The organism is Streptomyces sp. NPDC059989 (assembly GCF_042736975.1).
GTDB lineage: Bacteria > Actinomycetota > Actinomycetes > Streptomycetales > Streptomycetaceae > Streptomyces.
The window spans coordinates 34,705-61,149 of record NZ_JBHWUO010000038.1 but is presented as its reverse complement, the minus strand read 5'-3'; the positions used below and the strand labels follow the sequence as shown (position 1 = coordinate 61,149).

The 26,445-nt window shown below is 70.9% G+C and carries 19 protein-coding genes and 1 pseudogene; 10 read left to right on the top strand and 10 right to left on the bottom strand.

What is annotated here, in order from left to right; all coding sequences use genetic code 11:
* The first annotated feature begins 100 nt into the window (after positions 1-100).
* The 4 genes from ACFWBN_RS28570 to ACFWBN_RS28555 all read left to right on the top strand — a co-directional run bounded on the left by ACFWBN_RS28570 (position 101) and on the right by ACFWBN_RS28555 (position 5,972).
* Positions 101-850: a TIGR03089 family protein gene (locus ACFWBN_RS28570; protein WP_385180799.1), complete on the top strand. Its 750-nt coding sequence runs from the start codon at positions 101-103 to the stop codon at positions 848-850.
* Between the two features lie 179 nt (positions 851-1,029).
* Positions 1,030-2,274, top strand: a complete 1,245-nt coding sequence (locus ACFWBN_RS28565) for an LCP family protein (RefSeq protein WP_385180796.1) — start codon at positions 1,030-1,032, stop codon at positions 2,272-2,274.
* Positions 2,275-2,499: 225 nt separating this feature from the next.
* Positions 2,500-4,230: an LCP family protein gene (locus ACFWBN_RS28560; protein WP_385180794.1), complete on the top strand. Its 1,731-nt coding sequence runs from the start codon at positions 2,500-2,502 to the stop codon at positions 4,228-4,230.
* Positions 4,231-4,289: 59 nt separating this feature from the next.
* On the top strand, positions 4,290-5,972 hold the full coding sequence (locus tag ACFWBN_RS28555; protein ID WP_385180791.1) for an LCP family protein: 1,683 nt from the start codon (positions 4,290-4,292) through the stop codon (positions 5,970-5,972).
* Positions 5,973-6,038: 66 nt separating this feature from the next.
* Here the strand turns inward: ACFWBN_RS28555 and ACFWBN_RS28550 are convergent, their stop codons facing one another.
* Positions 6,039-7,064: a glycosyltransferase family 2 protein gene (locus ACFWBN_RS28550; protein ID WP_385180787.1), complete on the bottom strand. Its 1,026-nt coding sequence runs from the start codon at positions 7,062-7,064 to the stop codon at positions 6,039-6,041.
* Positions 7,065-7,358: 294 nt separating this feature from the next.
* On the opposite strand from ACFWBN_RS28550, the gene ACFWBN_RS28545 reads away from it, so the two are divergent.
* The gene (locus ACFWBN_RS28545; RefSeq protein ID WP_385180852.1) at positions 7,359-8,738 is read left to right on the top strand and encodes an LCP family protein; all 1,380 of its coding nucleotides are present in this window, start codon (positions 7,359-7,361) and stop codon (positions 8,736-8,738) included.
* Between the two features lie 18 nt (positions 8,739-8,756).
* Here the strand turns inward: ACFWBN_RS28545 and ACFWBN_RS28540 are convergent, their stop codons facing one another.
* Positions 8,757-9,293, bottom strand: a complete 537-nt coding sequence (locus tag ACFWBN_RS28540) for an acyl-CoA thioesterase (protein WP_385180784.1) — start codon at positions 9,291-9,293, stop codon at positions 8,757-8,759.
* Between the two features lie 106 nt (positions 9,294-9,399).
* Between ACFWBN_RS28540 and ACFWBN_RS28535 the strand changes: the two genes are divergently transcribed.
* Positions 9,400-10,743, top strand: a complete 1,344-nt coding sequence (locus ACFWBN_RS28535; RefSeq protein WP_385180781.1) for an LCP family protein — start codon at positions 9,400-9,402, stop codon at positions 10,741-10,743.
* A gap of 74 nt (positions 10,744-10,817) precedes the next feature.
* Here the strand turns inward: ACFWBN_RS28535 and ACFWBN_RS28530 are convergent, their stop codons facing one another.
* Entirely contained in the window at positions 10,818-11,900 is a 1,083-nt protein-coding gene (locus ACFWBN_RS28530; RefSeq protein ID WP_385180778.1) for a sugar phosphate nucleotidyltransferase, read from the bottom strand.
* 249 nt (positions 11,901-12,149) lie between these two features.
* Between ACFWBN_RS28530 and ACFWBN_RS28525 the strand changes: the two genes are divergently transcribed.
* Together ACFWBN_RS28525 and ACFWBN_RS28520 are read left to right on the top strand one after the other, a co-directional pair.
* Positions 12,150-14,189, top strand: a complete 2,040-nt coding sequence (locus tag ACFWBN_RS28525; RefSeq protein WP_385180775.1) for a calcium-binding protein — start codon at positions 12,150-12,152, stop codon at positions 14,187-14,189.
* A 192-nt stretch (positions 14,190-14,381) separates the two neighbouring features.
* Positions 14,382-15,791, top strand: a complete 1,410-nt coding sequence (locus ACFWBN_RS28520) for a hypothetical protein (protein ID WP_385180773.1) — start codon at positions 14,382-14,384, stop codon at positions 15,789-15,791.
* 70 nt (positions 15,792-15,861) lie between these two features.
* On the opposite strand, the gene ACFWBN_RS28515 is transcribed toward ACFWBN_RS28520, so the two are convergent.
* A complete protein-coding gene (locus ACFWBN_RS28515; protein ID WP_385008545.1) occupies positions 15,862-17,019 on the bottom strand; it encodes an acyl-CoA dehydrogenase family protein in 1,158 nt (385 codons plus the stop codon).
* A gap of 194 nt (positions 17,020-17,213) precedes the next feature.
* On the opposite strand from ACFWBN_RS28515, the gene ACFWBN_RS28510 reads away from it, so the two are divergent.
* Positions 17,214-18,557 carry a UDP-glucose dehydrogenase family protein gene (locus tag ACFWBN_RS28510; protein WP_385180770.1) on the top strand — a complete coding sequence of 448 codons (1,344 nt, stop codon included), beginning with the start codon at positions 17,214-17,216 and terminating at the stop codon, positions 18,555-18,557.
* A 286-nt stretch (positions 18,558-18,843) separates the two neighbouring features.
* Here ACFWBN_RS28510 and ACFWBN_RS28505 read toward each other — a convergent pair whose 3' ends face one another.
* Complete coding sequence (locus tag ACFWBN_RS28505) at positions 18,844-19,656, bottom strand: glutaminyl-peptide cyclotransferase (protein WP_385180767.1); 813 nt, start codon at positions 19,654-19,656, stop codon at positions 18,844-18,846.
* A 334-nt stretch (positions 19,657-19,990) separates the two neighbouring features.
* On the opposite strand from ACFWBN_RS28505, the gene ACFWBN_RS28500 reads away from it, so the two are divergent.
* On the top strand, positions 19,991-21,745 hold the full coding sequence (locus tag ACFWBN_RS28500) for a DUF6923 family protein (protein ID WP_385180764.1): 1,755 nt from the start codon (positions 19,991-19,993) through the stop codon (positions 21,743-21,745).
* 204 nt (positions 21,746-21,949) lie between these two features.
* Here the strand turns inward: ACFWBN_RS28500 and ACFWBN_RS28495 are convergent.
* The 5 genes and pseudogenes from ACFWBN_RS28495 to ACFWBN_RS28475 all read right to left on the bottom strand — a co-directional run.
* Positions 21,950-22,193: pseudogene (locus ACFWBN_RS28495) on the bottom strand (IS5/IS1182 family transposase); the annotation flags it as partial.
* Between the two features lie 46 nt (positions 22,194-22,239).
* A complete protein-coding gene (locus ACFWBN_RS28490) occupies positions 22,240-23,304 on the bottom strand; it encodes a membrane dipeptidase (RefSeq protein WP_385180762.1) in 1,065 nt (354 codons plus the stop codon).
* 215 nt (positions 23,305-23,519) lie between these two features.
* Positions 23,520-24,698, bottom strand: coding sequence for a dipeptidase (locus ACFWBN_RS28485; RefSeq protein WP_385180759.1), 1,179 nt, complete (start codon positions 24,696-24,698; stop codon positions 23,520-23,522).
* Positions 24,695-25,231: a 5-(carboxyamino)imidazole ribonucleotide mutase gene (gene purE / locus ACFWBN_RS28480; protein ID WP_385180756.1), complete on the bottom strand. Its 537-nt coding sequence runs from the start codon at positions 25,229-25,231 to the stop codon at positions 24,695-24,697. The genes ACFWBN_RS28485 and purE overlap by 4 nt, the downstream gene beginning before the upstream one ends.
* Positions 25,228-26,346 carry a 5-(carboxyamino)imidazole ribonucleotide synthase gene (locus tag ACFWBN_RS28475; RefSeq protein WP_385180849.1) on the bottom strand — a complete coding sequence of 373 codons (1,119 nt, stop codon included), beginning with the start codon at positions 26,344-26,346 and terminating at the stop codon, positions 25,228-25,230. The genes purE and ACFWBN_RS28475 overlap by 4 nt, the downstream gene beginning before the upstream one ends.
* Between the last annotated feature and the right edge of the window lie 99 nt (positions 26,347-26,445).

Here is a 26,445-nt window from a genome sequence, read left to right as displayed (position 1 = left end):
GGGAGCTGACGCTCCGTCCGGTGTGCACGCCCTACCCCTCCCCCGTACGGAGGAGCCGGGGGCCGCCGTACGGGGGAGGGGTACACGTAGGGTGTGACGGGTGAACGCCAACGACCGCACCCCTGCCGACCTGCTGCGATCCGCGCTCGCCGCCGATCCGGGCCGCCCGCTCGTCACCTTCTACGACGACGCCACGGGCGAGCGCGTGGAATTGTCCGTCGCCACCTTCGCCAATTGGGTGGCCAAGACCGCCAATCTGCTCCAGGGCGACCTGGGCGCCGAGCCCGGCGACCGGCTCGCGCTGCTGCTCCCCGCGCACTGGCAGAGCGCCGTCTGGCTGCTCGCCTGCGCCTCGGTCGGGGTCGTCGCCGAGGTGGACGGGGATCCGGGCGGGGCCGACCTCGTCGTCAGCGGGCCGGACACCCTGGACCGGGCCCTGGCGTGCGGAGGGGAGCGCGTCGCGCTGGCGCTGCGGCCGCTCGGCGGACGGTTCCCGCAGCCGCCGGCCGGGTTCGCCGACTACGCCGTGGAGGTGCCGGGGCAGGGCGACCGCTTCGCTCCCTTCGCGCCGGTGGATCCCGAGGGGCCGGGGCTGGTGGTCGGCGGCGAGGAGCTCTCGTACGCGGCGCTCGTCGCCCGGGCCCGCGAGGACGCGGCGAAGCTCGGCCTGGGCGAGGGCTCGCGGGTGCTGACCCGGCTCGGCTACGACACGTGGGAGGGGCTGTCGGCCGGGCTCTTCGCGGCGCTGGCCACCGGCGGGTCCGTGGTGCTGTGCCGGAATCCGGAGCAGCTGTCGGCCGACGGGCTGGCGCAGCGGACCGAGAGCGAGCGCGTCACCCACACGGTCTGACCGGCGGCCCGCTCCTCGGTCACCCACACTGATTAATGTCGGGAATGGGCGATTTGTCACCCACATGGCCCTAGACGTGGCCCTGCCCCCGGGCTGCCGCGGCTCCCCGGAGGCAGGATCGACAGTGGCCGTGCTCACTCGTACGGCTGCTTGTCGTAGCGGCGAGGGGACGGACGCCAGTGACGGACAGCGCAGGCATACCGGGCGGGACGGCTGCGGCCGGCGGAGGCGGTTCCAGGCCTCCGCGCAGCCGCAGGCGCCGGCTGCTGCGCTGGGTCGGTCTCGGACTGGCCTTCCTGGTCCTGGCGGGGGCGGCCACCGGCTGGTGGCTCTACAACAAGCTCGACGGGAACATCACCGAGGACACCTCGGCGGCGGCCGAGCTGCGGCGCTACGAACGCGACCGCCCCGCGCACTTCGCCGGCGGGGCCCAGAACATCCTGCTGATCGGCTCGGACTCGCGCTCCGGGTACGACAACGCCCGGTACGGGCAGGACGAGGGCACCCAGCGCTCCGACACCACGATCCTGCTGCACCTGCCGGCGGACCGGCGCAGCGCGACCGCGGTGTCGATACCCCGGGACCTGATGGCGGAGATACCGGCCTGCCTGAAGGCCGACGGGAGCCGCACCGGCGAGCGGTTCGCGCAGTTCAACTGGGCCTTCCAGTGGGGCGGGGCCGCCTGCACGATCCGTACGGTGGAGAAGCTCACCGGGATCCGGGTCGACCACCACATGGTGATCGACTTCGGCGGCTTCAAGAAGATGGTCGACGCCATAGGCGGGGTGGAGATCTGCCTCAAGCAGCCCATGGACGACCCCGAGGCCAAGCTGCGGCTGGCCGCCGGGCGGCAGACCCTCCAGGGTGAGCAGGCGCTCGGCTTCGTACGGGCCCGCTACAGCCTGGGCAACGGCAGCGACACCGAACGGATGGAGCGCCAGCAGCAGTTCCTCGGCTCGCTCGTCAAGAAGGTGCAGAGCAACGGGGTTCTGCTCAATCCGGCCCGGCTGTACCCGCTGCTGGACGCGGCGACCTCCTCGGTGACCACGGACCCGGGGCTGGCCTCGCTGCGCGGCCTGTACGAACTCGTACGCGGCATCCGGGACATACCGACCGACCAGGTCAAGTTCCTGACCGTGCCCCGGCAGCCGTACGCCGGCGACCCCAACCGCGACGAGCTGGTCGAGCCGGACGCGGCCCGGCTGTTCCAGCAGCTGCGGATGGACAAACCGGTCACCGTCGCCCCGCCGCCGCCCCAACCGGAGCCCGTACCCGAGCCCGTGAACACGATCGAGCCGCCGGAGGTCGCGGGGGCCGAGGCGGCCACGGAACCGGCGGATCCGACCGACGGGGGAACCGCGCAGGTCCCCGCGCCCGTCCCCACCTTCACCGGGACCACCGCGGGGACGGCCGACTGCCGGTAAAGCAATCCCAAAAGCCGGTGACCGAACTGAACTGGATGACCGGTTCGCCCCGTTATAAGGGGAGTGGAATTTGTCACCAGCATGGTTTGCAGCCGAACCTGGCGGATAAGGTGAGCGATCCGGTGTCCCGGCCGGACCAGAGACCGGGCACCCGTTAGCCGGATCGTTGACCGTGCGCCCCGGGGGAGGCGCGTCGCGAGGCACCGACGGAGGATTCGAGCAACCGTGGATGCGCAGAGCCGTGGGCGGGCCGATGAGATCGACCCCGCAGACCAGTGGGTGCTCAACCCCCGCACCGGCAACTACGAATTGCGACTGGGTGAACCCGCAGCGCAAACGCGCCGCCCCTCGGTGGGCGCGCCCCGCAGATCGTCCAGGTCGGCGCCTGCCCCCACCGCCCCCTCCCCCGCCGTACCCAAGCCCCGGCGCGGCGACGGCCCGCCCGGCGGCCGGCGCAGCGGCCGCTCCCGCAAGGGCGGCGGTGGCGGCGGCCGGCGCAAGAAGGCACTGGTCGTCACCGGCGGAACGCTGGCCTTCCTGCTGGTCGCCGGCTCGGTGGGCGCGTACCTCTACTACGACCACCTGAACGGCAACCTCAACGTCACCGACATCGCGGGCGCGGGCACCGGCGGCTTCAAGAAGGACCAGGCCATCAACATCCTGGTCATCGGCACCGACAAGCGCAGCGGTGCGGGCAACGAGGGTTACGGGGACGCGGAGAGCGTCGGCCACGCCGACACCACGATCCTCTTCCACGTCGCCAAGGACCGCTCCAACGCCACCGCGCTGTCCATCCCGCGCGACCTGATCACCGACATCCCGTCCTGCCCGACCAAGCAGCCGGACGGTTCGACGAAGGAGATCGGCGGTACGAAGGGCACCCGCTTCAACAACAGCCTCGGCCAGGAGGGGCGCGACGCGGGCTGCACGATGCGCACCGTGAAGGAGCTGACCGGGATCGAGGTCGACAACTTCATGATGGTCGACTTCAACGCGGTGAAGACCCTGAGCACGGCGGTCGGCGGGGTGCCCGTCTGCCTGGAGAAGGCCGTCGACGACAAGGACTCCAAGCTCAAGCTGTCGCAGGGCGAGCACCGGCTGGCGGGCGAGCAGGCCCTGGCCTTCGTACGGACCCGGCACGCCTTCGGCAACGAGAGCGACCTGGACCGGATCAAGACCCAGCAGCAGTTCCTCGGCTCGATGATGCGCGAGATGAAGTCGAAGGAAACGCTGACCAGCCCGAAGAAGTTCTTCTCCCTGGCGGAGGCGGCCACCAAGTCGCTGACCGTGGACAAGGGTCTGGGGTCCATCGACAAACTCACCGATCTCGCCGGTGAGCTGAAGGACATAAACCTCAAGAACGTCACCTTCACGACGCTTCCGGTGCTCGACAACCCGGCCGAGAAGGTCAAGGCCACCGTCGTCCTCAACCAGGCCGATGCCGATCCGCTGCTGCAGATGATCCGGGGGGACGTCTCGCTCACGGAGGTCGAGAAGAAGGAGCAGGCCGCGAAGGACGCGGCCGACGCGGACGCGAAGGCCAAGCAGGACGCGCTGCTCCAGGGCAACAAGGCGCCGGCGGCGGACGTACGGGTGGACGTGTACAACGGCGGCGGCCCCAAGGGCTCCGCCTCCACCACCCTGAACTGGCTGCAGAACACCAAGGGCGTGTCCAAGGCCGGCAACCAGGGCAACGCCCCCGCGAAGGTCGGCGCCACCCAGCTCGAGTACGCGCCCAACCAGGCCGACCAGGCCCGGGCACTGGCCGAGATGATGGGGCTCCCGGCCACCGCGATGAAGATGGGCACGGCGGACGCCTCGGCGAAGACGCCGATGAAGCTGACGCTGGGACCGGACTTCAAGGAACCGGGCGCCCCGCTGGCGCCGCCGGTTCCGCAGGAGCTGCCCAAGGACATCCAGCAGACCCAGGCCGACAAGGCCGTCTGCGCGAAATAACGGGCTGAAGCCGGAACAACCGGCACAATGCCGACCATTGAGGATCTTGAGGGGGACGTGTGAGGCACAGCAGCGTGCGGGGGGAGGGGGCGGCCGCCCAGGCCACCGGTGACATATCCGGCGGCGGTGCGGACGCGCCCGACACGGTGCCCCGACCGCGGGGCGGGTCCCGGGCGGCCCGCCGGGCGGCGGCCCGTCCCACTCGGCGGGGCCGGCGGCGCGTCCTGCGCTGGGTGTCGTCCGTGCTGTCCCTGCTCATACTCGGGACGGGGGCGGCCGGTTACCTGTACTACCGCCATCTGAACGGCAGCATCAAGACGGACCCGCTGAACCTCGGCGAGACCCGACTGGGCGGTTCCAAGCCCAACGCCTTCGGGCAGACCCCCCTGAACATCCTGCTCATCGGCTCCGACGCGCGCAACGACGAGGCGAACCAGGCCCTCGGCGGGGCGTCCGACACCTTCGACGGAGCCCCGCTGGCGGACGTGCAGATGCTGCTGCACCTGTCCGCGGACCGCAGCAACATGTCCGTGGTGTCGATGCCCCGCGACACGCTGCTGATGATGCCCAAGTGCACCGAGCCGGGCGGCAAGGTGCACCCCGCCAGCAAGGGCCTCGTCCAGACGAACGAGTCGCTCCAGCGCGGCGGACCCGGCTGCACGGTCGCCGCCTGGACCGAGCTGACGAAGATACCCATCGACCACTTCATGATGATCGACTTCAAGGGCGTGGTCTCGATGGCGGACGCCATCGGCGGCGTCCCGGTCTGCGTCGAGCAGAACGTCCACTCCCGCACCCGCGACGGCAAGGGCTCCGGCCTGAAGCTGGAGAAGGGCACGACCAAGATCCAGGGCGAGCAGGCCCTGCAGTGGCTGCGCACCCGGTACGGCTTCGAGGACGGCACGGACATCGGCCGCACCCACGCCCAGCACCAGTACATGTCCTCGTTGGCCCGCGAGTTCCGCAAGAACGCCAAGCTCACCAACCCGGTGAAGATGAACAGCCTGGCGCAGGCGGCCATCGACGCCATGGTCGTGGACCCCGGCCTGAACAAGATCGACAAGCTGTACGACCTCAGCATGGAGCTCAAGAAGGTCCCGCCGCAGCGGATCACCATGACCACCATGCCGTGGGTGTACAGCACCCGCGAGGAGGGCCGGGTGGAGCCCGAGGCGGGAGCGGCCGAGGCCGTGTTCCGGATGGTCCGCGAGGACATCCCGCTCGACGGCAAGGGATCCGGTACCCCCGCGGACGGGGCTTCCCCGTCGCCGGGTGTCTCCGCGACCCCGACCGCCCCGGCCGCCCCGACCACGGCCCCGGCCGCGGCACCCGCGAAGATCGCGGTCTCCGTCCGCAACGCCAGCGGCGGCAAGGACGGCGCCCAGGCCAGGGCCAAGAACCGGGCGACCGACGTCGCCGCCCTGCTGACCGGCAAGGGGTTCACCAAGGCCTCCGCCGAGAACCAGACCGGGGCCGAGGACACCACGGTGATCCGCTTCGCCACCGACGCCCAGGCGGCCGACGCGGCCGCCGTGGCCACCGCACTGGGCCTGCCGGCCGGCTCCGTGCAGAAGTCCGACGAGGTCTCCGGGATCGTCCTGTTCGTCGGCAAGGACTGGCGGACCGGCGACGCGCCGACCCCGCCGCCGCCCGCCCCCACCGCGCTCCCGACGTCCGCCCACGCGCTCAACGGCGACAACGAGGGCGCCTGCATGGCGATCCAGCCGGGCTTCACCTGGTAGTTCGTCCGTACGCGGAAGGGGCCCGGTGCTGCTGCACCGGGCCCCTTCCGTACGTACGGACGCGTCTCAGACCTGCGAGGTGTCGCGGTGCACCGCCGGGCGGCGGCTCGCGATGACCTTGTTCGCGAGCGCGCGCGGGCTGGTCAGGAAGCCGAAGCCCCAGCACAGGTGCATGGTGGCCAGCGCGACCGGGATCTGCGCCCGGGCCTTGAGGGAGAGGCCCTTGCCCGCCGGGACGGAGCCCGCGGCGATCGCCGCGAGGTAGCCGGCCGGGACGGCGAAGCCGAGCGGGGTGAGCGCCACGCCCACGACCACGCCCGCCGCGATCGCGCAGACCAGGGTCGGCGGGGCCAGGTAGCGCACGTTGATGGAGCCGGAGTGGTAGCGGGCCACCACGTGCCGCCACCGCCCGTAGTCCTTGTACTGCTTGGCGAGGGCCCGTACGGAACGCCGCGGGCGGTACTGGACCTTCAGCTCCGGGGAGAACCAGATCAGACCGCCGGCCTCGCGGATGCGGAAGTTCAGCTCCCAGTCCTGGGCGCGGATGAACTCCTCGTTGTAGCCGCCCTGCTGCTCCAGCGCCTCGCGGCGGAAGACACCGAGGTAGACGGTCTCGGCCGGGCCCGCCTCGCCGCCGGTGTGGAACTTCGCGTTGCCGACACCGATCTTCGAGGTCATCGCGGCGGCGACGGCCTCTTCCCAGGCGTTCTCGCCCTCGGCGTGCATGATGCCGCCGACGTTCTGCGCACCGGTCTCCTCCAGGAGGCGGACTGCGGTGGCGATGTAGTTCGGCGAGAGCATGCCGTGGCCGTCGACGCGTACCACGATCGGGTGACGTGAGGCCTTGATGGCGGCGTTGAGGGCCGCCGGGGTCCGGCCGGTGGGATTCGGGACGGTGTGGACTCGGGGATCCTCGGCGACGAGCTCGGCGGCGATCTCGTCGGTGCGGTCCGTGGACGGCCCCAGCGCGATCACCACCTCCATCTCGCCCGCGTATTCCTGTTCCAGGATGTGGCGGACGGAGTCGCGGAGGTAGTGCTCCTCGTTGAGCACCGGCATGATCACCGAGACTGCGGGCTGCTGGGCGGGCATGTGGTCCTTCACGGTCGGGTATCGGTGCCACGTTACCGCGTACGGGGGAACCGGGTGCGCGCCGAGCGAGCGGTACGGACAGAGGCTGATCGTATGGGCCTACTGTTCTGACGAATCAGACCGATCTGACCCGTCTCCCCTCGACTGGTCTCCCTGCTGATCGCCGCGGAGGTGTCCACCGTGCCCCAGCCGCACCGTCCCACCCGTCCCGCCAGGCCGCCCCAGCCGCAGCGCGCACGGCGCGGCGGTACGGGTGGACCGGTCCGGCGCCGCGGTGAGCGGCCCCGGTGGGGGGTGCGGCTCGCGGGCGGGCTGGCGGTGGTGGTGCTGGGCTCGGGGGCGATCGGGCACGCGGTGATGACCGGGCTGGACACCGGGATCGAGCGGGTGGACCCGTTCAAGGACATGAAGAACCGGCCGCAGGCCGGGCACGGCCTGAACGTCCTGCTGGTCGGCACCGACGGCCGGGAGAAGATCACCCCGGAGGAGAAGCGCGAGTACCGCCTGGGCGGGGCGCCCTGCCACTGCACGGACACGATCATGCTGGTGCACCTGTCGGCGGACCGGGAGCGGGCGAGCGTGGTCAGCCTGCCCCGCGACAGCTACGCCGAGGTGCCCGCGCACCGGGACCTGGTCACCGGCAAGGCCCACAAGGCGCACCCCGTGAAGCTGAACGCCGCCTACGCGGAGGGCGGGCCCAATCTGACCGTGCGGACCGTCGAGAACATGACCCGGGTGAAGATCGACCACTACCTGGAGGTCGACTTCACCAGCTTCATGAAGACGGTCGACGCGATGGGCGGCGTGGACATCTGCACCGCCAAGACCATGCGCGATCCGAACACCGGCCTCGACCTGCTGCCCGGCAACCACCGGCTGAGCGGCGGACAGGCCCTGCAGTACGTGCGCTCGCGCCATGTCGACGGGGCCTCCGACCTGGGCCGGATGCAGCGCCAGCAGCGGTTCATGGCCGCCCTGATCAAGCAGGCGACCGGCGGCGGGGTCCTGCTCAACCCCGTGAAGTTCAAGCAGGTCAGCTCCACGCTGCTCGGCTCGGTCCGGGCCGACACGGGCTTCGGATCGGAGCAGATGCTCGCCCTCGGACAGGCGATGCGCGACTTCACCCCGTCCTCCTCCGAGTTCGCCTCGGTGCCCGTCGGCAATCCCTCCTTCCCGGTCAAGGGCATCGGCTCGACGGTGAAGTGGGACGAGCCGAAGGCCGCCAAGCTGTTCGAGGCCCTGCGGGAGGACCGGCCGCTCGCCCCGGCCCGGCCCGGGAAGACGGGCACCCGGCCGGCGGCGGTGCCGGTGGACGTGCCCCCGCAGCAGATCCGGGTCCAGGTCGAGAACGGGACGCGGATCGACGGGCTGGGCGGCCGGGTCGACGCGGCGCTGCGCGCCACCGGCTTCGACACCACCCGGGCCCCGGGCAACGGCGCCAGCCGCGAGGTCAAGCGCACGGTGGTCGCGTACGACCCGCGCTGGGACCGCTCCGCCCGGTCGGTGTCGACGGCGCTGCCGGGCAGCGAGCTGCGGGCGGTGTCGGGCCAGGGCCGGACCGTGCTGGTGATCGCGGGCGCGGACTACCGCAAGGTGGTACCGGTGCGGGCGGAGGACCCGTACCAGGGCTCCTTCGGGGTGGTCACGGGCGACCAGGTCGTCTGCGGGAAGTGAGGGCGGCGGCCGGCGGGATCATTCGTCGAAGCCCTGGGCCGCCCGCTCCTCGCGCAGGGCCATGATGGCCTGGCGCCGGGCGAGGCGGTGGGTGCGGCGGATCTGGGCCTCCTGGTTGCGCCGCTCGTCCTGCTCCGTCTCGGGGATCACGGGCGGGACGGTGCGGGGCTTGCCGTCGGCGTCCACGGCCGCGAAGACGAGGTAGGCGCTGCCGACCTGGGTGGCGGGGGTGGACTCGTTCCACCGCTCCGCGAGGACCCGTACGCCGATCTCCATGGAGGACCGGCCGGTCCAGTTGACCTGCGCCTTCACGTGCACGAGGTCGCCGACCCGTACGGGAGCCAGGAAGGCCATCTCGTCCATGGACGCGGTGACCGCCGGGCCGCCGGAGTGGCGGCCGGCCACGGCGCCGGCCGCGTCGTCCACCAGCTTCATGATCACTCCGCCGTGCACCGTGCCGAGGAGGTTGGTGTCGTTGGCGGTCATGATGTGGCTGAGGGTGGTCCGGGAGGCCGAGACCGGCTTCCCCGCCGGCGCGTCCGATATCTCTGTCATACGGCCACCTTAGATGCGGGGGGCAGGCATCAGCTCTGCAACAGCCCCGGTACGGAACCCGCCCCGGGCTGTCGGACGACACGCCCGGGCAGGCATTCTTGTCCGCATGAATGAATGGCCTGCAGGGTGGAACGGCGACCGCGAGGACCGCGGCCGCCGCGACGACGGGTACGGGCGCGGCAGCGCGCAGGCGCAGCCCGAGGGCGCGCAGCGGATGCGGCACGTGCAGCGGCAGCCGGGGCCCCCGCAGCCCGCACGGCCCGCGCAGCCCCCGCAGCCCCAGCGCCCGGCGAGGCCGTCGGTGCCCCCGCAGCAGGCGCAGGGCCACGACACCTACGGCGGCTACGACAGCGGCTACAACACCGGCCAGGTCTACGGTTCGCCGGCGGGCCCGGGCGGCCCGCCGAGGGGCCCGCGCGGAACGGGCGGACCGGGCGGACCGGACGGCGGACCGGTCCCCGTCCGGGTCGTCGTCGACTGGCGCAAGCGGATCAAGATCGGCTCCATCGTGCTGGTCTCCGCGCTGCTGGTGACCTCGGTCGCCACCTACTTCTGGGCCGACTCCAAGGTGCGCCGCGAGGTGGACCTCTCCAAGGTCATCGAGCGCCCGAAGGAGGGCGACTGCACGACGTACCTGATCGTGGGCTCCGACAGCCGCGAGGGGATGTCCGACGAGGAGAAGAAGAAGCTCCACACGGGCTCGGCCGAGGGCAAGCGGACCGACTCGATGATGATCCTGGCGAAGTGCTCCAGCGGGAACACCATGATCTCGCTGCCGCGCGACTCGGAGGTGGAGATCCCCTCCTTCGTCGGCTCCCAGTCGGGCAAGAAGTTCCCGGCGCAGGGGCGGCGGGTCAAGCTCAACGCGGCGTACGCGGAGGACGGGCCCGAGCTGCTGGTGCGCACGGTGGAGCACAACACCGGCCTGCGGATCGACCACTACGCGGAGATCGGCTTCGCCGGCTTCGCGAACATCGTGGACGCGCTGGGCGGTGTGGAGCTGGACATCGAGCAGGGCTTCAAGGACGAGAAGTCCGGCGCCGACTTCAAGGCCGGCAAGCAGACGCTGAACGGCGAGCAGTCGCTGGCCTTCGTACGGACCCGCTACGCCTTCGCGGAGTCGGACCTCCAGCGGACGAAGAACCAGCAGAAGTTCCTGTCGGCGCTGGCGAGCCAGGCGGCGACGCCGTCCACGGTGCTCAACCCGTTCGAGCTCTACCCGGTGCTGGGCGCGGGGCTGGACACCCTGATCGTGGACAAGGACATGGGCCTGTACGACATGGGCCAGATGTTCTTCGCGATGAAGGGCGTCAACGGCGGTGACGGCGTGTCGATGAACATGCCGATCTCCGGGCAGCACGCCGGCAACCTCGTCTGGGACAAGGCGAAGGTGCAGCAGCTGGTGAAGCAGATCCAGAACGACGAGAAGGTCACCGTCCGCGGGAACTGACCGCGCCGGCCCGGCCCCGGTCCCGGAACCTGATCGGGGTCGGGGTCGGGGTCTTAGCGCCGGGCGTCAGGCCGTCAGGCGTCCGGGGAGAAGCGGATCGCGGCGGCGGGGATCTGCGCCCCGCACCACACCCGGGCCCCCGCGCGCAGTTCGTTGTCGGCCCCCACGACGGCTCCGTCGCCGATGACCGCGCCGTCCAGCACCGTACGGGCGCCCACCGAGGCGCGGGCGCCGACCAGGCTGGCGCTCAGCTGCGCGTCCGCGCCGATGACCGCGCCCTCCAGCACGATGGTGCCGTGGACGGCCGCGCCCGCCTCGATGCGCGCTCCGGCGCCGACGACGGTGCCCCCCGACAGCTTGGCCCCGGCCGCCACCTCGGCGCCGGGCAGCACCAGGGACTCCCCGCGGCGGCCGGGTACGGCCGGGGAGGAGACGACGCCGCGGACCAGGTCGGCGGAGGCCTGGATGATGGACTCGGGCCGGCCGAGGTCCATCCAGTAGCTGTTCTCGGTGACCCCGTGCAGCCTGGCCCCGGCGGCGAGCAGGCCGGGGAAGGTCTCGCGCTCGACGGAGACCGGGCGGCCGGCCGGGATGGAGTCGATCACGCTGCGGCGGAAGACGTAGCAGCCGGCGTTGATCTGGTCGGTGATGATCTCCTCGGGGGTCTGCGGCTTCTCGGTGAAGTCCAGCACCCGCCCCTCGGAGTCGGTGGGGACCAGGCCGAAGGCCCGCGGGTCCTCGACCCGCACCAGGTGCAGGGAGACGTCGGCGTCGGCGGTCTTGTGGGAGGCGACGAGCCCGGCGATGTCCAGGCCGGTGAGGATGTCCCCGTTGAAGACGAGCACGGAGGAGTCCGGGCCGCCGGTCAGCCGCTGCGCGGCGTTGCGGATGGCTCCGCCGGTGCCCAGCGGCTCCTCCTCGACGACGTACTCGAGGCGCAGGCCGAAGTCGGATCCGTCGCCGAAGTAGGGCTCGAAGACCTCGGCGAGGTAGCAGGTCGCCATCACGATGTGGGTGACACCGGCGGCGGCGGCCCTGGCTATCTGGTGGGCGAGGAACGGGACGCCTGCCGTCGGGACCATCGGCTTGGGTGTGTTCACCGTCACCGGACGCAGCCGCGTCCCCTGTCCGCCGACCAGCAGGATCGCTTCCGTCATTGCGTTCTCCCCAACCGATTCCGGCGTACGAAGGGCCAAATTTAGCCCATCCGGGAGCCCCCCAGAGGCCGGAGGCGGGGAACGGCGCCGGGGGCCCGCCGACCGGGGCGCACGTCGGCGTGAACGCGCACGCCCGTACAGCGGAAGCGCCCGGCGTGTCCCGAAATGCCCGGGCGACGCAGTCGATCATGGCTCCTGGGTTCCGTCGCGCGGGTCCCCGGCCGCTCGCCATCCGAAGGAGTCGTCTGCATGTTCACGCCCCTCGCCGGTCTCCGAAGGAGACTCCGCCTGACCTGTGCGGCGACCGCCGCCGGTGCGGCACTGCTGCTCACGGTGCCCGGTACAGCGCTGGCGGCGCCGGGAGATCTGGACCCGGCCTTCGACGGCGACGGGAAGGTCGTCACCGACCTCATCTACTACGAGGACAGCCAGGACATGGTCCTCCAGCCCGACGGCAAGATCATCACCGTCGGCAGCCTCACGCCGGCCGAGGGCGGGGAGAACGGCAGCGACTTCTCCCTCCTGCGCTACAACCCGAACGGCTCCGCGGACGCGACCTTCGGCGAGGGCGGGGCGGTGACGACGGACTTCAGCAGCGGTGACGGGGGCCACGCGGTGGCCCTGCAGGCGGACGGGAAGATCCTCGTCGGCGGGATCAGCATCGTGGAGGAGGGCGGCGTCAGCTGGGGTCAGTTCACGGTCCTGCGCTACACCGCCGGCGGTCAGCTGGACCCGACCTTCGGCACCGGCGGCCGGGTGTCGCCGGACTTCGGCCGCGGATCCTCGGCGGGCGCGCTGCGGGTCCTGGGCGACGGCAGGATCCTCGCCGCCGGCGGAGCCCAGGGCGCCTTCGCGCTCGTCCGCCTCACGCCCGAGGGCATCCTCGACGACACCTTCGGCGAGGGTGACGGCCGGGTGACGACCGAGCTCGCGGGCGGCGGCGCGTCCGTCGAGGACCTGGCGCTCCAGCCCGACGGCAGGATCGTCGCCGTCGGCCGGGCCGGGTACACCTCCCCCAATTACTCCACCAATACGGCCCTGGCCCGCTACACGGCGGACGGCAGCCCCGACACCACCTTCGACAACGACGGGAACGCGACCGTCGACTGGGGAAGCGCGGCAGACGCCGCGAACGGCGTGGTCCTCCAGCCGGACGACAAACTGGTCGTGTCCGGGTACGGCTCGGAGGGCTTCACGACGGCCCGCTTCAACACCAACGGCACCCCGGACACCACCTTCGGCGGGGACGGCCGGGTGGGCACCCCCTTCGAGGCCGGCCTCGGCGCGGCCCACGACGTGGCCCTCCAGTCCGACGGAAAGATCGTCACCGCCGGTTCCGGAGCCGGCCCCGGCGACGGGCACGACTTCGCCGTGGTCCGCCTCAACACCGACGGAGTCCTCGACAACACCTTCGGCGGCGACGGCAAGGTGACGACCGACGTGGGCCCCTTCTACGAGGACGACTGGGAGGAAGGCCACTCCGTCGCCATCCAGCCGGACGGAAAGATCGTCGTGTCCGGCGTCACGGAGGACGGCACCGCCCGCGGCGTGGTCCGCTATCTGGTGTCCGGCACCACCCCGCCGAGCGCGGACCTGTCGGTGACGAAGTCCGGCGCGACCACCCTCTCCCTCGGCGACCCGGTCACCTACAACGTCCGCGTGACCAACAACGGCACCTCCCCGGCGACCGGCGTCCAACTGACGGACGCCCTCACCGGCACCTCCGGCGGCACGGTCCTCTCCACCACGACCACCCAGGGCAGCTGCACCACCACCCCGAGCCAGGCCACGTGCGCCCTCGGCACGCTCCCCGTCGGAGCCACCGCCACGGTGACCGTCACCGCCGAGCCCTCCCGTACGGGCACCCTCACGGACACGGCAACGGCCACCGCCGCCCAGGCGGACCCCGTCCCCGGCAACAACACGCGAAGCGTCACCACAACGGTCTCCAACACCCGCGGCTGCACCATCGTCGGCACCAGCGGCAACGACACCCTCAACGGCGGCTACGGCAACGACGTGATCTGCGCCCTCAGCGGCAACGACACCGTCAACGCCTCCTTCGGCAACGACACCGTCCACGCCGGCTCCGGCAACGACCGCGTCGACGGCAGCTACGGCAACGACAACCTCATCGGCGGCCCCGGCAGCGACAACCTGCTCGGCGACTTCGGCAACGACCTCCTGAACACCGTCGACGGCGTCCCGGCCAACGACATCGCCAACGGCGGCTACAACACCGACACCTGCACCACGGACCCGGGCGACACCCGCATCAGCTGCCCCTGACCGGCCCGCCTTTCACGGCCTCGGGCCCGGCTCCGCCCTACGGAGCCGGGCCCGTTGGCGTGCCGGCGGGCCAACACACGCAATTCGCAGGGTCGGTGACGAGGCACACAAGTCGGTCATCGTCCTGGACATGACAGCGAGCGCGTTGGGATGATCACGGGCTTCCCCCCTCCCCGTGAGTAAAGGTCAGAAATGACGACATCTCATACGCCCTTCCTCCGGTGCGCCGGCTGGCTCGCCGTGCTCGCCGCGGCCGTGCTGTCGGTGCCCGCACTCGGCGCCCCCGCGCAGGCGGCCCCCGGCGACCCGGCAACCGCCTCCTCCTTCAACCTCAAGTCCGGACCGGACCTGAGCGGCCACGTGGCCGATCTGAAGGCGGCTCTCCCGACACAGGGCGTCCAGGACCTGCTCGACCAGGGCAACCGGGTCGCGAAGACGGGCGCCTCCTGCACCACGGACCCGTTCGGCACCGGCGACAACAACACCGTGCTGCCTCCGGCCAGGAAGTTCTGCTGGGACGCGGGCGACTCCACCACCGAGGAATGGATACCGCAGGGCATCACCGGCGCCTCGGACGCCCAGGCCGACGAACTCTGGGGCTCCCGGAAACCGCTGGTCACCGCCTGGTACGACAAGGCCGGCGACAGGGGTGTGCGGCTGTCGTTCCTCGACCCGGAGACCGCGGTGCCGGGCAACCCCGAGGGCCGCCGGTACCGTCACGTCCTGCTGGTCGAGCCGTACTACAACACGTACGGCCACATCTCCTACAAGGCGATCAACGTCCACGCCGGCGGCATCGCCTGGTACAAGTACCACCTGTACGTCACGGACACCATGAACGGCCTGCGGGTCTTCGACATGCGTTCCCTTCTGGACCTCAACCCGGACCAGGACGCCTCGGTGGACGACACCACGCTCGACGGCCTGAAGAGCAACGTCAGGGACGAGACCAGGATCGGCCGGCAGAGCAACGTCTACTACGGCCACACGTACCGCTACGTGATGCCGCAGGTGGCCTCGTACAAGTTCGTCAGCGCCCAGGGCAACTCGTCCGCGGGCACCTGTGTCGCGACCGGGGCGCCCAAGGCGTCCTACATCTCGATCGACCGCAGCGACACCGCCGCTCCGGCGCTGATCATGGGCGAGTACTGCGACTCCGACGACGCGCACCCCGAGAAGGGGCGGGTCGGGGCACTCCCCATCGACGACGGCACCGGACTCCTGAAGGCGGCCAACGGCGTGGTCGGCGCGACGAGCGCGTACTACCTGCCGCGCGACCTGACCCAGGGCGCGGCCCGCTACGCCGGCACGTACTACTTCAACCGCAGCTGGCTGAACCACAGCGGCAGCCTGCGGCGGGCCACCGTCTCCGGCGGCCGCCTGGTGGACTACGGCGGCAACATCACCAACGCGGTCGGGCCCGAGGACCTGTCCTTCGAGCACGCGCAGAGCGTCCTTCCCGCGGGCACGGGCACCCAGTACCTCTGGTCGCTGACCGAGCACCGCGCGGACACCGCGGACCCGGGCTGCACCGACGCCGGGTCCCCCTGCGGCCGGGTGGTCTACGCACACCGCGTGAGCGACGTCATGGGCCGCCCGTAGCCCCGGCTCCAGGGACGAAAAGGCCCCCGGCACGATGCCGGGGGCCTTGGCGTGTGCCCGCTCAGGAGTGCTACGGCAGGTTGCGCGCCATGACGATGCGCTGGACCTGGTTCGTGCCTTCATAAATCTGCGTGATCTTGGCGTCACGCATCATGCGCTCCACCGGGTAGTCACGGGTGTAGCCGTAGCCGCCGAGGAGCTGGACGGCGTCCGTGGTGACCTCCATGGCGACGTCGGAGGCGAAGCACTTGGCCGCGGCGCCGAAGAAGGTGAGGTCGGCGTCGACGCGCTCGGACTTCGCGGCGGCCGCGTAGGTCAGCTGGCGGGCGGCCTCGATCTTCATGGCCATGTCCGCGAGCATGAACTGCACGCCCTGGAAGTCGCCGATCGGCTTGCCGAACTGCTTGCGCTCCTGGACGTAGCCCTTGGCGTAGTCCAGGGCGCCCTGGGCGATGCCGAGCGCCTGGGCCGCGATGGTGATGCGGGTGTGGTCCAGGGTCTTCATCGCGGTGGCGAAGCCGGTGCCCTCGGCGCCGATCATGCGGTCGGCCGGGATCCGGACGTTGTCGAGGTAGACCTCGCGCGTCGGGGAGCCCTTGATGCCGAGCTTCTTCTCCGGGGCGCCGAAGGAGACGCCCTCGTCGGACTTCTCGACGACGAAGGCCGAGATGCCCTTGGAGCGCTTCTCCGGGTCGGTGACGGCCATGACCGTGTAGTAGTCGCTGACGCCCGCGTTGGTGATCCAGCGCTTGACGCCGTTGAGCACCCAGAAGTCGCCGTCGCGGACCGCGCGGGTCTTCATGCCGGCCGCGTCGGAGCCCGCGTCGGGCTCGGAGAGCGCGTACGAGAACATCGCGTCGCCCTTGGCGAGCGGGCCGAGGTACTTGGCCTTGAGCTCCTCGGAACCGGAGAGGATCACCGGGAGCGAGCCGAGCTTGTTGACCGCCGGGATCAGGGAGGAGGAGGCACAGACGCGGGCCACCTCCTCGATCACGATCACGGTGGCGAGGGCGTCGGCGCCCGCGCCGCCGTAGGTCTCGGGCACGTGGACGGCGTGCAGGTCGCTGGCGACCAGGGCGTCGAGGGCCTCCTGCGGGAAGCGGGACTCCTCGTCGACCGCGGCGGCGAACGGCAGGATCTTCGCCTCGGCGAGCGAGCGGACCGACTCGCGGAGCATGTCGTGCTCCTCGGCCGGGCGGTACAGGTCGAAGTCGGCAGAACCCGCCAAGATCTCTCACTCCCCAGGGTGATGCGTGATGCTAACTACCGTTAAGTAACCCAAGCTTAGTGGCCCGCTCACGGATGGCGATATGGGCGGCCTACGTGAGTTGCGTGACAGCAGTCCTCTCCTGGGGAACGTCCCCGCCGGTGGGCCCGACTATGCTCAGTGGCCGCAAACGGCCCCGCACCTCTGGAGCACCCATGGCCCCCCTCAGGATCACTGTGATCGGCACCGGCTACCTCGGCGCGACGCACGCCGCGGCGATGGCGGAGCTCGGGTTCGAGGTGCTCGGGCTGGACGTGGTGCCCGAGAAGATCGAGATGCTCGCCTCGGGCCGGGTGCCGATGTACGAGCCCGGGCTGGAGGAGCTGCTGGGCGCGCACGTGGCCGGGCTGCCGGGCTCGACGGGGCGGCTGCGCTTCACCCACTCCTGGGAGGAGGTCGCCGAGTTCGGCGACGTCCACTTCGTCTGCGTGAACACTCCGCAGAAGCACGGGGAGTACGCCTGTGACATGTCGTACGTCGACTCGGCGATGGAGTCGCTGGCCCCGCACCTGACGCGGCCGGTGCTGGTCGTCGGCAAGTCGACGGTGCCGGTCGGCTCGGCGGAGCGGCTGGCCGCGAAGCTGGCCGCGCTGGCCCCGGCGGGCGAGGAGGTGGAGCTCGCCTGGAACCCGGAGTTCCTGCGGGAGGGCTTCGCCGTGCAGGACACCCTGCACCCGGACCGGATCGTGATCGGCGTACAGGGCGAGCGCGGCGAGAAGCTGCTGCGCGAGGTGTACGAGACCCCGATGTCGGAGGGCACCCCGCTGGTGGTGACCGACTTCCCGACGGCGGAGCTGGTCAAGACGGCGGCCAATTCCTTCCTCGCGACGAAGATCTCCTTCATCAACGCGATGGCGGAGGTGTGCGAGGCCGCGGGCGGCGACGTGGTCAAGCTGGCGGAGGCCATCGGCTACGACGAGCGGATCGGCGCGAAGTTCCTGCGCGCCGGGATCGGCTTCGGCGGCGGCTGCCTGCCGAAGGACATCCGGGCCTTCATGGCGCGGGCCGGCGAGCTGGGCGCCGACCAGGCACTGACCTTCCTGCGGGAGGTCGACTCGATCAACATGCGGCGGCGCGGGCACATGGTGGAGCTGGCGCGCGAGGCGGTGGGCGGGTCCTTCCTGGGCAAGCGGGTCGCGGTGCTCGGCGCCACCTTCAAGCCGGACTCGGACGATGTCCGCGACTCCCCCGCGCTGAACGTGGCCGGGCAGATCCACCTCCAGGGCGGGCAGGTCACCGTCTACGACCCCAAGGGCATGGACAACGCGCGGCGCGTCTTCCCGACGCTGGGGTACGCGGACTCCGCGGTGGAGGCGGCCCGGGGTGCGGAGGTCGTCCTCCACCTGACGGAGTGGCGCGAGTTCCGGGACCTCGACCCGGCGGAGCTGGGTGAGGTCGTTACGGACCGGCTGATTTTGGACGGCCGCAATGCGTTGGACTCGGCCGTGTGGCGGGCCGCCGGGTGGACCTACCGGGCGATGGGCCGCCCCCGGGCGTAGCCCTCTGGCCTGGCGGGGGTGCGGTTCGACTGTCCGGGCCGTCCGGGCGTGGGCGGGTGCGGCGCCGCTGCGGGGGCTCTGCCCCCGGGCCCCCGCGCCTCAAACTCCCCCACAAGTACCTGTTCCTGAACCTCGAGTGTGTGCGAGGTCTGCTCCTGTGGTCAGGGGTTTCCACCTCTTTGTGGAGGCTGCCGTCGAGTTTTGGGCGCGCCGCCGAGAAGCTTGAGGGGTCGGTGCCGCCTGGCCGTCTACGCGTGGTCCAGCCTGTCCATCAGACCCTGTCGTGTCATTCAGGGGTGGTCCACTGGACGAAGCGGACTCTGTAGATGGTGGGCCAGTTCTTGCCCGTGATGAGGAATTGATCGGTTCCGGGAATCGCAGCGATGCCGTTCAGAAGGCCTGCCTGCGTTTCGGTGTTGAGGATTCCTCCGGCGTTGACAGTGGCTGTCATTTTGCCGGTCGTGGTGTCGATCTTCGCGATCGTGTCGGTTCCCCATACGTTGGCGTAGACGGTGTCGCCGACGCATTCGAGCTCGTTGAGGTGGGTCACCGCACGCCCGTAGTCTGTGACGGAGATTCGGCTGATCTCTCTCAGGTTCTCCGGGTCGCGGTAGGTGAGCTGGGCGGACCCGTCGCTGGTGACAACGCGTCGGCGGTGACGCTGATAGCAGATCCCCCACCCTTCCGCTGCGTAGGGCAGTCGGCGCAGTTCCTCCAGTGTCTGGCTGTCCCGTTCGATGGCCACTCTGTTCTGCCAGGTCAGCTGCCACATCGTTCGACCGATGACAGTGATGCCTTCCCCGAACAAAGAGTCCTCCAGCTGTGCGCGCACAGCCGGTGTCCGACCTGGCGGGCCGGCGCGGACCGAGGACCGTCCCAGCACGCCTGTGCTCTCGTAGAGCCGGCCCCCGTACATCTCCAGTCCCTGGGTGAATGCTGCGGAGTCGTGGGGGAGTGCTTCCAGCACTTCAACCTGCAGCCGCTGCGGTGCGGGTCCCCCCGCAGTGGCTTTCCGTTGTCCACCACCGGAGCCGGCCATGCCGGGAAGACTTCCCAGGAGGGAGCAGGCGGTCAGGGAGATCAGCACAAATCTGCGCACAAGACCACGGTGCCGCCGGCAAGGTGCCGCCGTGGGGAAGCGCCGCCGACTGTCACTGCATCAGCGGAGCCGGCGTTTCGAGCGGCCGGCCGAATCGGCGGAGCTTGTAGCCGAGCACTCCCCAATGTCCTCCGGGCCGACGCTTCCTGCCAGGCAGCGCCCATGGCTTGCCCGGGCGGCGGCTTGCTCCGGTGGAGTGGAGCTTTTTACCCCGCCGGTGGCGCCATAGGACAGAGCATCCGATAGATGGTCGAATCACCCCCCGCAATGACGCTACAGCACGTAACTGGCGTGCACTCAACGTAACGCTGGTCGTGCTGCATCCACAGAAGAGGTGGTTCCCATCACCGGTCTCAAGCGCATGTGGCGTACGGCCGCGGTCTCCACGGTCGCGCTCATGACCCTCGGCGCGCCCCTGGTGCAGGCGCAGGCCGCGCCGCCGGATGCTCAGACGACAAAGGCCGCTCAGCCTGGAACGCCGTTCTCCTGCCAGGGCCAGATCATGGTCTCGGCGGGGAACGTCGCCAACGACACCGTCCAGCTCTTCCTGGCGCAGCAGCAGCAGGCCGGATCGGTCGCCTTCGTACCGCTGGGACCCGTGACCGGGTACTACGACGCGATCGGCGTGGACACCACCAGCCGCTTCCTCTACGGCATCGACCAGAGCCCGAACCTGTCCGGCCCGGCCCACCTGATCCGGGTCGACGCCACAGGCACAGCGACCGACCTCGGCCCGATCGCCGGCCTGCCCGCGAACCCCGGCGCCCTGCTCATCGGCGCATTCGACAACGCAGGCAACTACTACGTCCAGCCTGAGGCATTCGATCAGCTCAGCGATCAGGTCTACGTCATCGACCCCGACACCAACACCGTGATCCGGACCCTCACGCTCAGTCAAGCGACCGGTCGGTCCGACTGGGCGTTCGTCGACGGGTACTTCTGGCAGTACGACCACACCACGCACGTCTTGAACCGCATCGACCCCAACACCGGTCAGGTCACCGAGATTCCGTTCGCGGACGGCCCGGACGACAACGACGCGCTGTTCGCGTACGGCAACGGGGACCTCGGCCTGATCTCCTCGGCAGGTGTGCTCACCCGGGTGGCGATCAACAACGGCACCGGTGCCAACCCCACCGTCACGGTGGTCTCCGAGCAGACGTCCCCCGGCACCGTCAACATGGACGCCACGTCCTGTTTCCTGGCCGAGACCGACCTGTCCCTGACGAAGACCTCGAAGCCGAGCTCGTACCGGCCCGGACAGACGATCACCTACACCCTGACGGTGACCAACAACGGGCCGAACCCCTCCTCCGGCTACACCGTCACCGACGCGTTCCCCGCGGGCCTGACGAACGTGACCAGCACGACGCCGGGCTGCACCGTGACCGGCCAGGACCTGTCCTGCACCGGGGCCGCTCTGCCGGTCGGCCAGTCGCGGGAGATCACCGTCACCGCCACCGTCGGACCCAACCAGACCGGCACCCTCACCAACCAGGCCTGTGTGCGGGGCAACGACCCCGACACCAACGCCAACAACAACTGCGACAGGGTCCCCCTCACCCCGAAGCATGCCAAGCCGAAGCTCAAGGTGAAGAAGTGGGTGTCGAAGGAGCACGCCCAGCCCGGCCAGGAGGTCAACTACACCTTCGAGGTGACCAACAACAGTGACGTCCCGGCCACGAACGTGACCGCGACCGATGACCTGTCGGATGTGCTGGACGACGCCGACTACAACAACGACGCCCAGGCTTCCACCGGCAACGTCAACCTCTCCGATTCCACGCTGACCTGGACCGGGGACCTCGACCCCGGCGAGACCGCCACCATCACCTACAGCGTCACCGTCGACCGCAACGACGGCGGCGACCACCGCCTGCACAACACCGTCAAGGTCGAAGCCCCCGGCACCAACTGCGCCGAGGACGACCGCAGCGGCGGCCGTGACACGTGCACCGCCTCCACCAAGACCACCATCGAGGACAGGGACCAGGACGAGGACAAGGACCACCAGAAGCCCGGCCACCACAAGCCCGGCCACCAGAAGCCCGGCCACCACAAGCCGGGCCACCACCCTGCCGCCAGCTGATCCTTCCCGGGATGGTCGGCCCGGTTCCCGGTAGCCGGCCGCCACCCGGCTCCTGGTGCCCGGCCGTCGGCAAGTGACGGCCGGGCACCACCATGTCCACACCCCTTCCCCAGCCCCCGCCTGGGGAGTCGGGGCGGGGCAACACCCCGGGCGGCCCCACCCATGTTCCCGAGAGGCCGACTGACTGGCCCGGCGGGACTGCCGACGGGTGATGCGCCTGGTCATGAGGGTGATCGCGGCCCGGGTGATCAGCGATTCGAGTGCTGGATGAGCCGCTCGTAGCCTCGGGCGTGCAGGCGATCGACCTTTCGACCACCCAACGGCGGGGCAGGACGACGAACCCGACCGCGTTCTTCGGCCGGCTCACCGTCTTGACCGTGAGGTTCAGGTACTTCTTCGCCCAGGTCACGAGCTGTCCGGCGTAGGCGGAGTCGGCCCAGACGATCGTGCTCAGGCCGGGAGGCGCCCCGGCGCCGAGCGGTGCGGGTGAAGCGTTACGAGGGAGCGGCGCGGCGGTGGTGGGCGGCGCGGGAGGTGAATTCCGCGTCGCGGAGGACCCGTTGGGCGTTGCCCCAGGTCAGTAGGGAGAGGTCGGACTCCGGCCAGCCGCGTTCCAGGAGTTCCGCGATCAGGAGCGGGTAGCCGGAGGGGTCGGTCAGGCCGGCCGGGCGGGGGTCGCGGGGTTCGGCGCCGAAGGCGGCGCCGAGGCCGACGCACTCGGGGCCCGCGACCGCGCGGACGTGGTCGAGGTGGTCGGCCACCGCGTGCAGGGAGTCCCCGGTGCGCGCGGTGTCGAAGGTGATCATCGCCAGGCCGTTGGCCGCGCGCAGGGCGAGCAGGACCTCGTCGGTCACGTTGCCCGGATGCGGGTTCAGCGCCGCCGCGGCCGTGTTCGAGATGATCACCGGCGACTTGGAGGCGCCCGCCAGCTGGCAGGCCGCCACCGGCGGGCACCCGGTGAGGTCCAGCAGCATCGCCAGCCGGTTCACCTCCTTGACCACCTCGTGCCCGAAGGCCGTCAGGCCCTCCTGGGCCCAGGGCGCTCCCGCCGGCGCGAGGATCCGTACGCCCAGCGCGTGGAAGGCGCGCAGCGCGCCCAGGGAGTCGGTCAGCGTGCGGCCGGGCACCGGGCCCAGGAACGAGGCGATCCGGCCGCGGTTGCGGGCGTCCGCCATGTCGTCGGCGGTGAGCGCCAGGGTCAGGCTGTCGGGGTAGCGGCGCATCAGGGCCAGCGCCACGTCGATCTGTTCCAGGGTGTCGGAGACCACCTGGTCGGCGACCGCGGGCCCGGGCGGCGGGGTGAGCAGGGACCAGAACTGGGCCCCGACCCCTCCGGCGCGCAGCCGCGGGATGTCGGTGTCGACACCGGTGTCGGGGGTGTCGATGTCGTGGTACGGGCTCTGGCGCAGCGTCCAGACGAGGGTGTTGCACCCGTCCGCGACGGGATGCACGGACAGCAGCACGGCGGCCCGGTCGAGGGCGCCCGCCACCTCCGTGGGTGCGGGAAGGTCTTCTGCTCCGATGCCCACGGAGTGGGGTTCATCCTGCAGGTCGGCCATGGCGTTTGCTCCGGTCTCGGCGGCAGCAGGGAGAGATGGAGCCACCGTGACACGCGGGGCGGGTGTGGTGCCCGGCAGGTGTGGCGTTCGGGTGGTGACCCTTGCCGTTGCTGCGCGGGGCGGGTGTGGTGCCGGTGCGCGGAGCCGCTCCTCAGACGCCGGAGGGGCCGGATTGGCCCTGCGGGCAATCCGGCCCCTCCGGCCTGGCGGCGTGCCTACAGCACCGCGTTCGACGGCCGCCGGGTCGCCGACAGGTCGCGGGAGACCGATTCCGCGTCGCGGAGGGCGCGGACCGCGTTCGACCAGGTCAGCTTCGACAGGTCGGACTTCGACCAGCCGCGTGCCAGCAGCTCCGCGATCAGGTTCGGGTAGCCCGCCACGTCGTCCAGACCGGACGGGGTGAAGGCCGTGCCGTCGTAGTCCCCGCCGATGCCGATGTGGTCGACGCCGGCCACCTCGCGCATGTGGTCCAGGTGGTCGGCCACCGTCGCCGCCGTGGCGACCGGGCGCGGGCGCTCCGCCTCGAAGGCCCGGTGCAGGGCCATCGCCTCGGGCGTGGTGTCGAGGTGGTGCAGGCCGTGTGCGCGCAGGTTCTCGTCCGCGGCCTGGGTCCAGGCGACCGCCGCCGGGAGGATGAACTTCGGTACGAAGGTGGCCATCGCCACCCCGCCGTTGCCGGGGAGCAGCGCGAGCACGTCGTCCGGGATGTTGCGCGGGTGGTCGCAGACCGCCAGCGCGGACGAGTGCGAGAAGATCACCGGCGCGGCCGAGACCGCGAGGGCGTCGCGCATCGTCGTCGCGGCCACGTGCGAGAGGTCCACCAGCATGCCGACGCGGTTCATCTCGCGGACGACCTCGCGGCCGAAGTCCGTCAGGCCGCCGTGCCGGGGCTCGTCGGTCGCCGAGTCCGCCCAGTCGATGGTGTCGTTGTGCGTGAGCGTCATGTACCGCACGCCCAGCTGGTGCAGGGCGCGCAGGGTGGCGAGCGAGTTGTTGATGGAGTGGCCGCCCTCGGCGCCCATCAGCGAGGCGATCCGGCCCTCGGCGCGGGCCGCCTCCATGTCGTCCGCCGTCAGCGCCCGTACCAGGTGGGCGGGATAACGGTCGATCAGCTGGTCGACCGCGTCGACCTGTTCCAGGGTGGCGCTGACCGCCTCGTCGCCGGTGAGCTCGGTGCTGACGTACACCGACCAGAACTGCGCGCCGACGCCGCCGGCCCGCAGCCGCGGGATGTCGGTGTGCAGGTACGCCGACTGGTCGCCGGCGATGTCCCGCCGGTCCAGGTCGTAGCGGACCTGCTTGCGCAGCGCCCAGGGCAGGTCGTTGTGGCCGTCCACGACGGGGTGCTCGGCCAGCAGCTCGCGCGCCTCGTCCAGACGCTGCGCGGCGCTCACTTGCCGAACCCGAAGGACTCCGCGTTCGCGACCTTCGTACGCAGCCGCTTGCCCTTCTCGGTGGCCTGGTCGTTGAGCTCCTGCTGGAAGTCGCGCATCCGGGCGAGGAGGTCCTTGTCGTGCGCGGCGAGCATGCGGACGGCCAGCAGGCCGGCGTTGCGCGCGCCCGCGACGGAGACCGTGGCGACGGGAACCCCGGCCGGCATCTGGACGATCGACAGCAGCGAGTCCATGCCGTCGAGGTACTTCAGCGGCACCGGGACGCCGATGACCGGCAGCGGGGTGACCGAGGCGAGCATGCCGGGCAGGTGGGCGGCCCCGCCCGCGCCCGCGATGATCGCCTTGAGGCCGCGCCCCGCGGCCTCCTCCCCGTACGCGACCATCTCGCGCGGCATCCGGTGCGCGGAGACGACGTCGACCTCGTAGGGGATCTCGAACTCGTCCAGGGCCTGGGCGGCGGCCTCCATGACCGGCCAGTCCGAGTCCGAGCCCATGACGATGCCGATGACGGGGCCTGCGGCGGAGGTGCTCATTCGGTGACCGTTCCTCTGAGGTAGTCGGCAGCGTGGCGTGCGCGCTCCAGCACATCGTCCAGGTCGTCGCCGTAGGTGTTGACGTGGCCGACCTTGCGGCCGTGTTTCACGTCCTTGCCGTACATGTGGATCTTCACCTGCGGGTCGTGGGCCATGCAGTGCAGGTACGCCGCGTACATGTCGGGGTAGTCCCCGCCGAGCACGTTCGCCATGACCGTCCACTTGGCGCGGGGGCGCGGGTCGCCCAGCGGGAGGTCCAGGACCGCCCGTACGTGGTTGGCGAACTGGGAGGTGATGGCCCCGTCCTGGGTCCAGTGGCCGCTGTTGTGCGGGCGCATGGCCAGTTCGTTGACGAGGATGCGGCCGTCGGTGGTCTCGAACAGCTCCACGGCCAGGTGGCCGGTCACGCCGAGTTCCTTGGCGATGCGCAGGGCGAGGGCCTGGGCCTCGCCCGCCAGGGCTTCCGAGAGGTTCGGGGCGGGGGCGATCACCGTGTCGCAGACCCCGTCCACCTGGACGGACTCAACGACGGGGTAGGCCACCGCCTGGCCGTGCGGGGAGCGGACGATGTTGGCCGCGAGCTCGCGGACGTAGTCCACCTTCTCTTCGGCGAGGACGGGGACACCCGCCCGGAAGGGCGCGTCCGCGTCCTCCGGGGTGCGGACGAACCACACGCCCTTGCCGTCGTACCCGCCGCGCACCGTCTTGAGGATGATCGGGAAACCGCCCACCTCGTCCGCGAAGGCCGCCACGTCCGCCGGATCGCGCACGATCCGGTGGCGGGGGCTCGGCGCGCCGATCTCGTCGAGCTTGGCGCGCATCACCCCCTTGTCCTGGGCGTGCACCAACGCGTCGGGCCCCGGGCGGACGGGGATGCCGTCCGCTTCCAGGGCCCTGAGGTGTTCGGTGGGTACGTGCTCGTGATCGAAGGTGATCACGTCGCAGCCGCGCGCGAAGGCGCGCAGCGTCTCCAGGTCGCGATAGTCGCCGATGACGACGTCGCTCACGACCTGGGCCGCCGAGTCCTGTGGGGTGTCACTGAGGATCTTGAATCTGATGCCGAGGGGGATACCCGCCTCGTGGGTCATGCGGGCGAGCTGTCCGCCGCCGACCATGCCGACTACCGGGAACGTCACTCCTCCAGGGTATCCGGCGGTATTCCGCCATCCGGACGTGGGCTCTGGCGCGGACCCGTCGGTCGGCCCTCGGCCGGC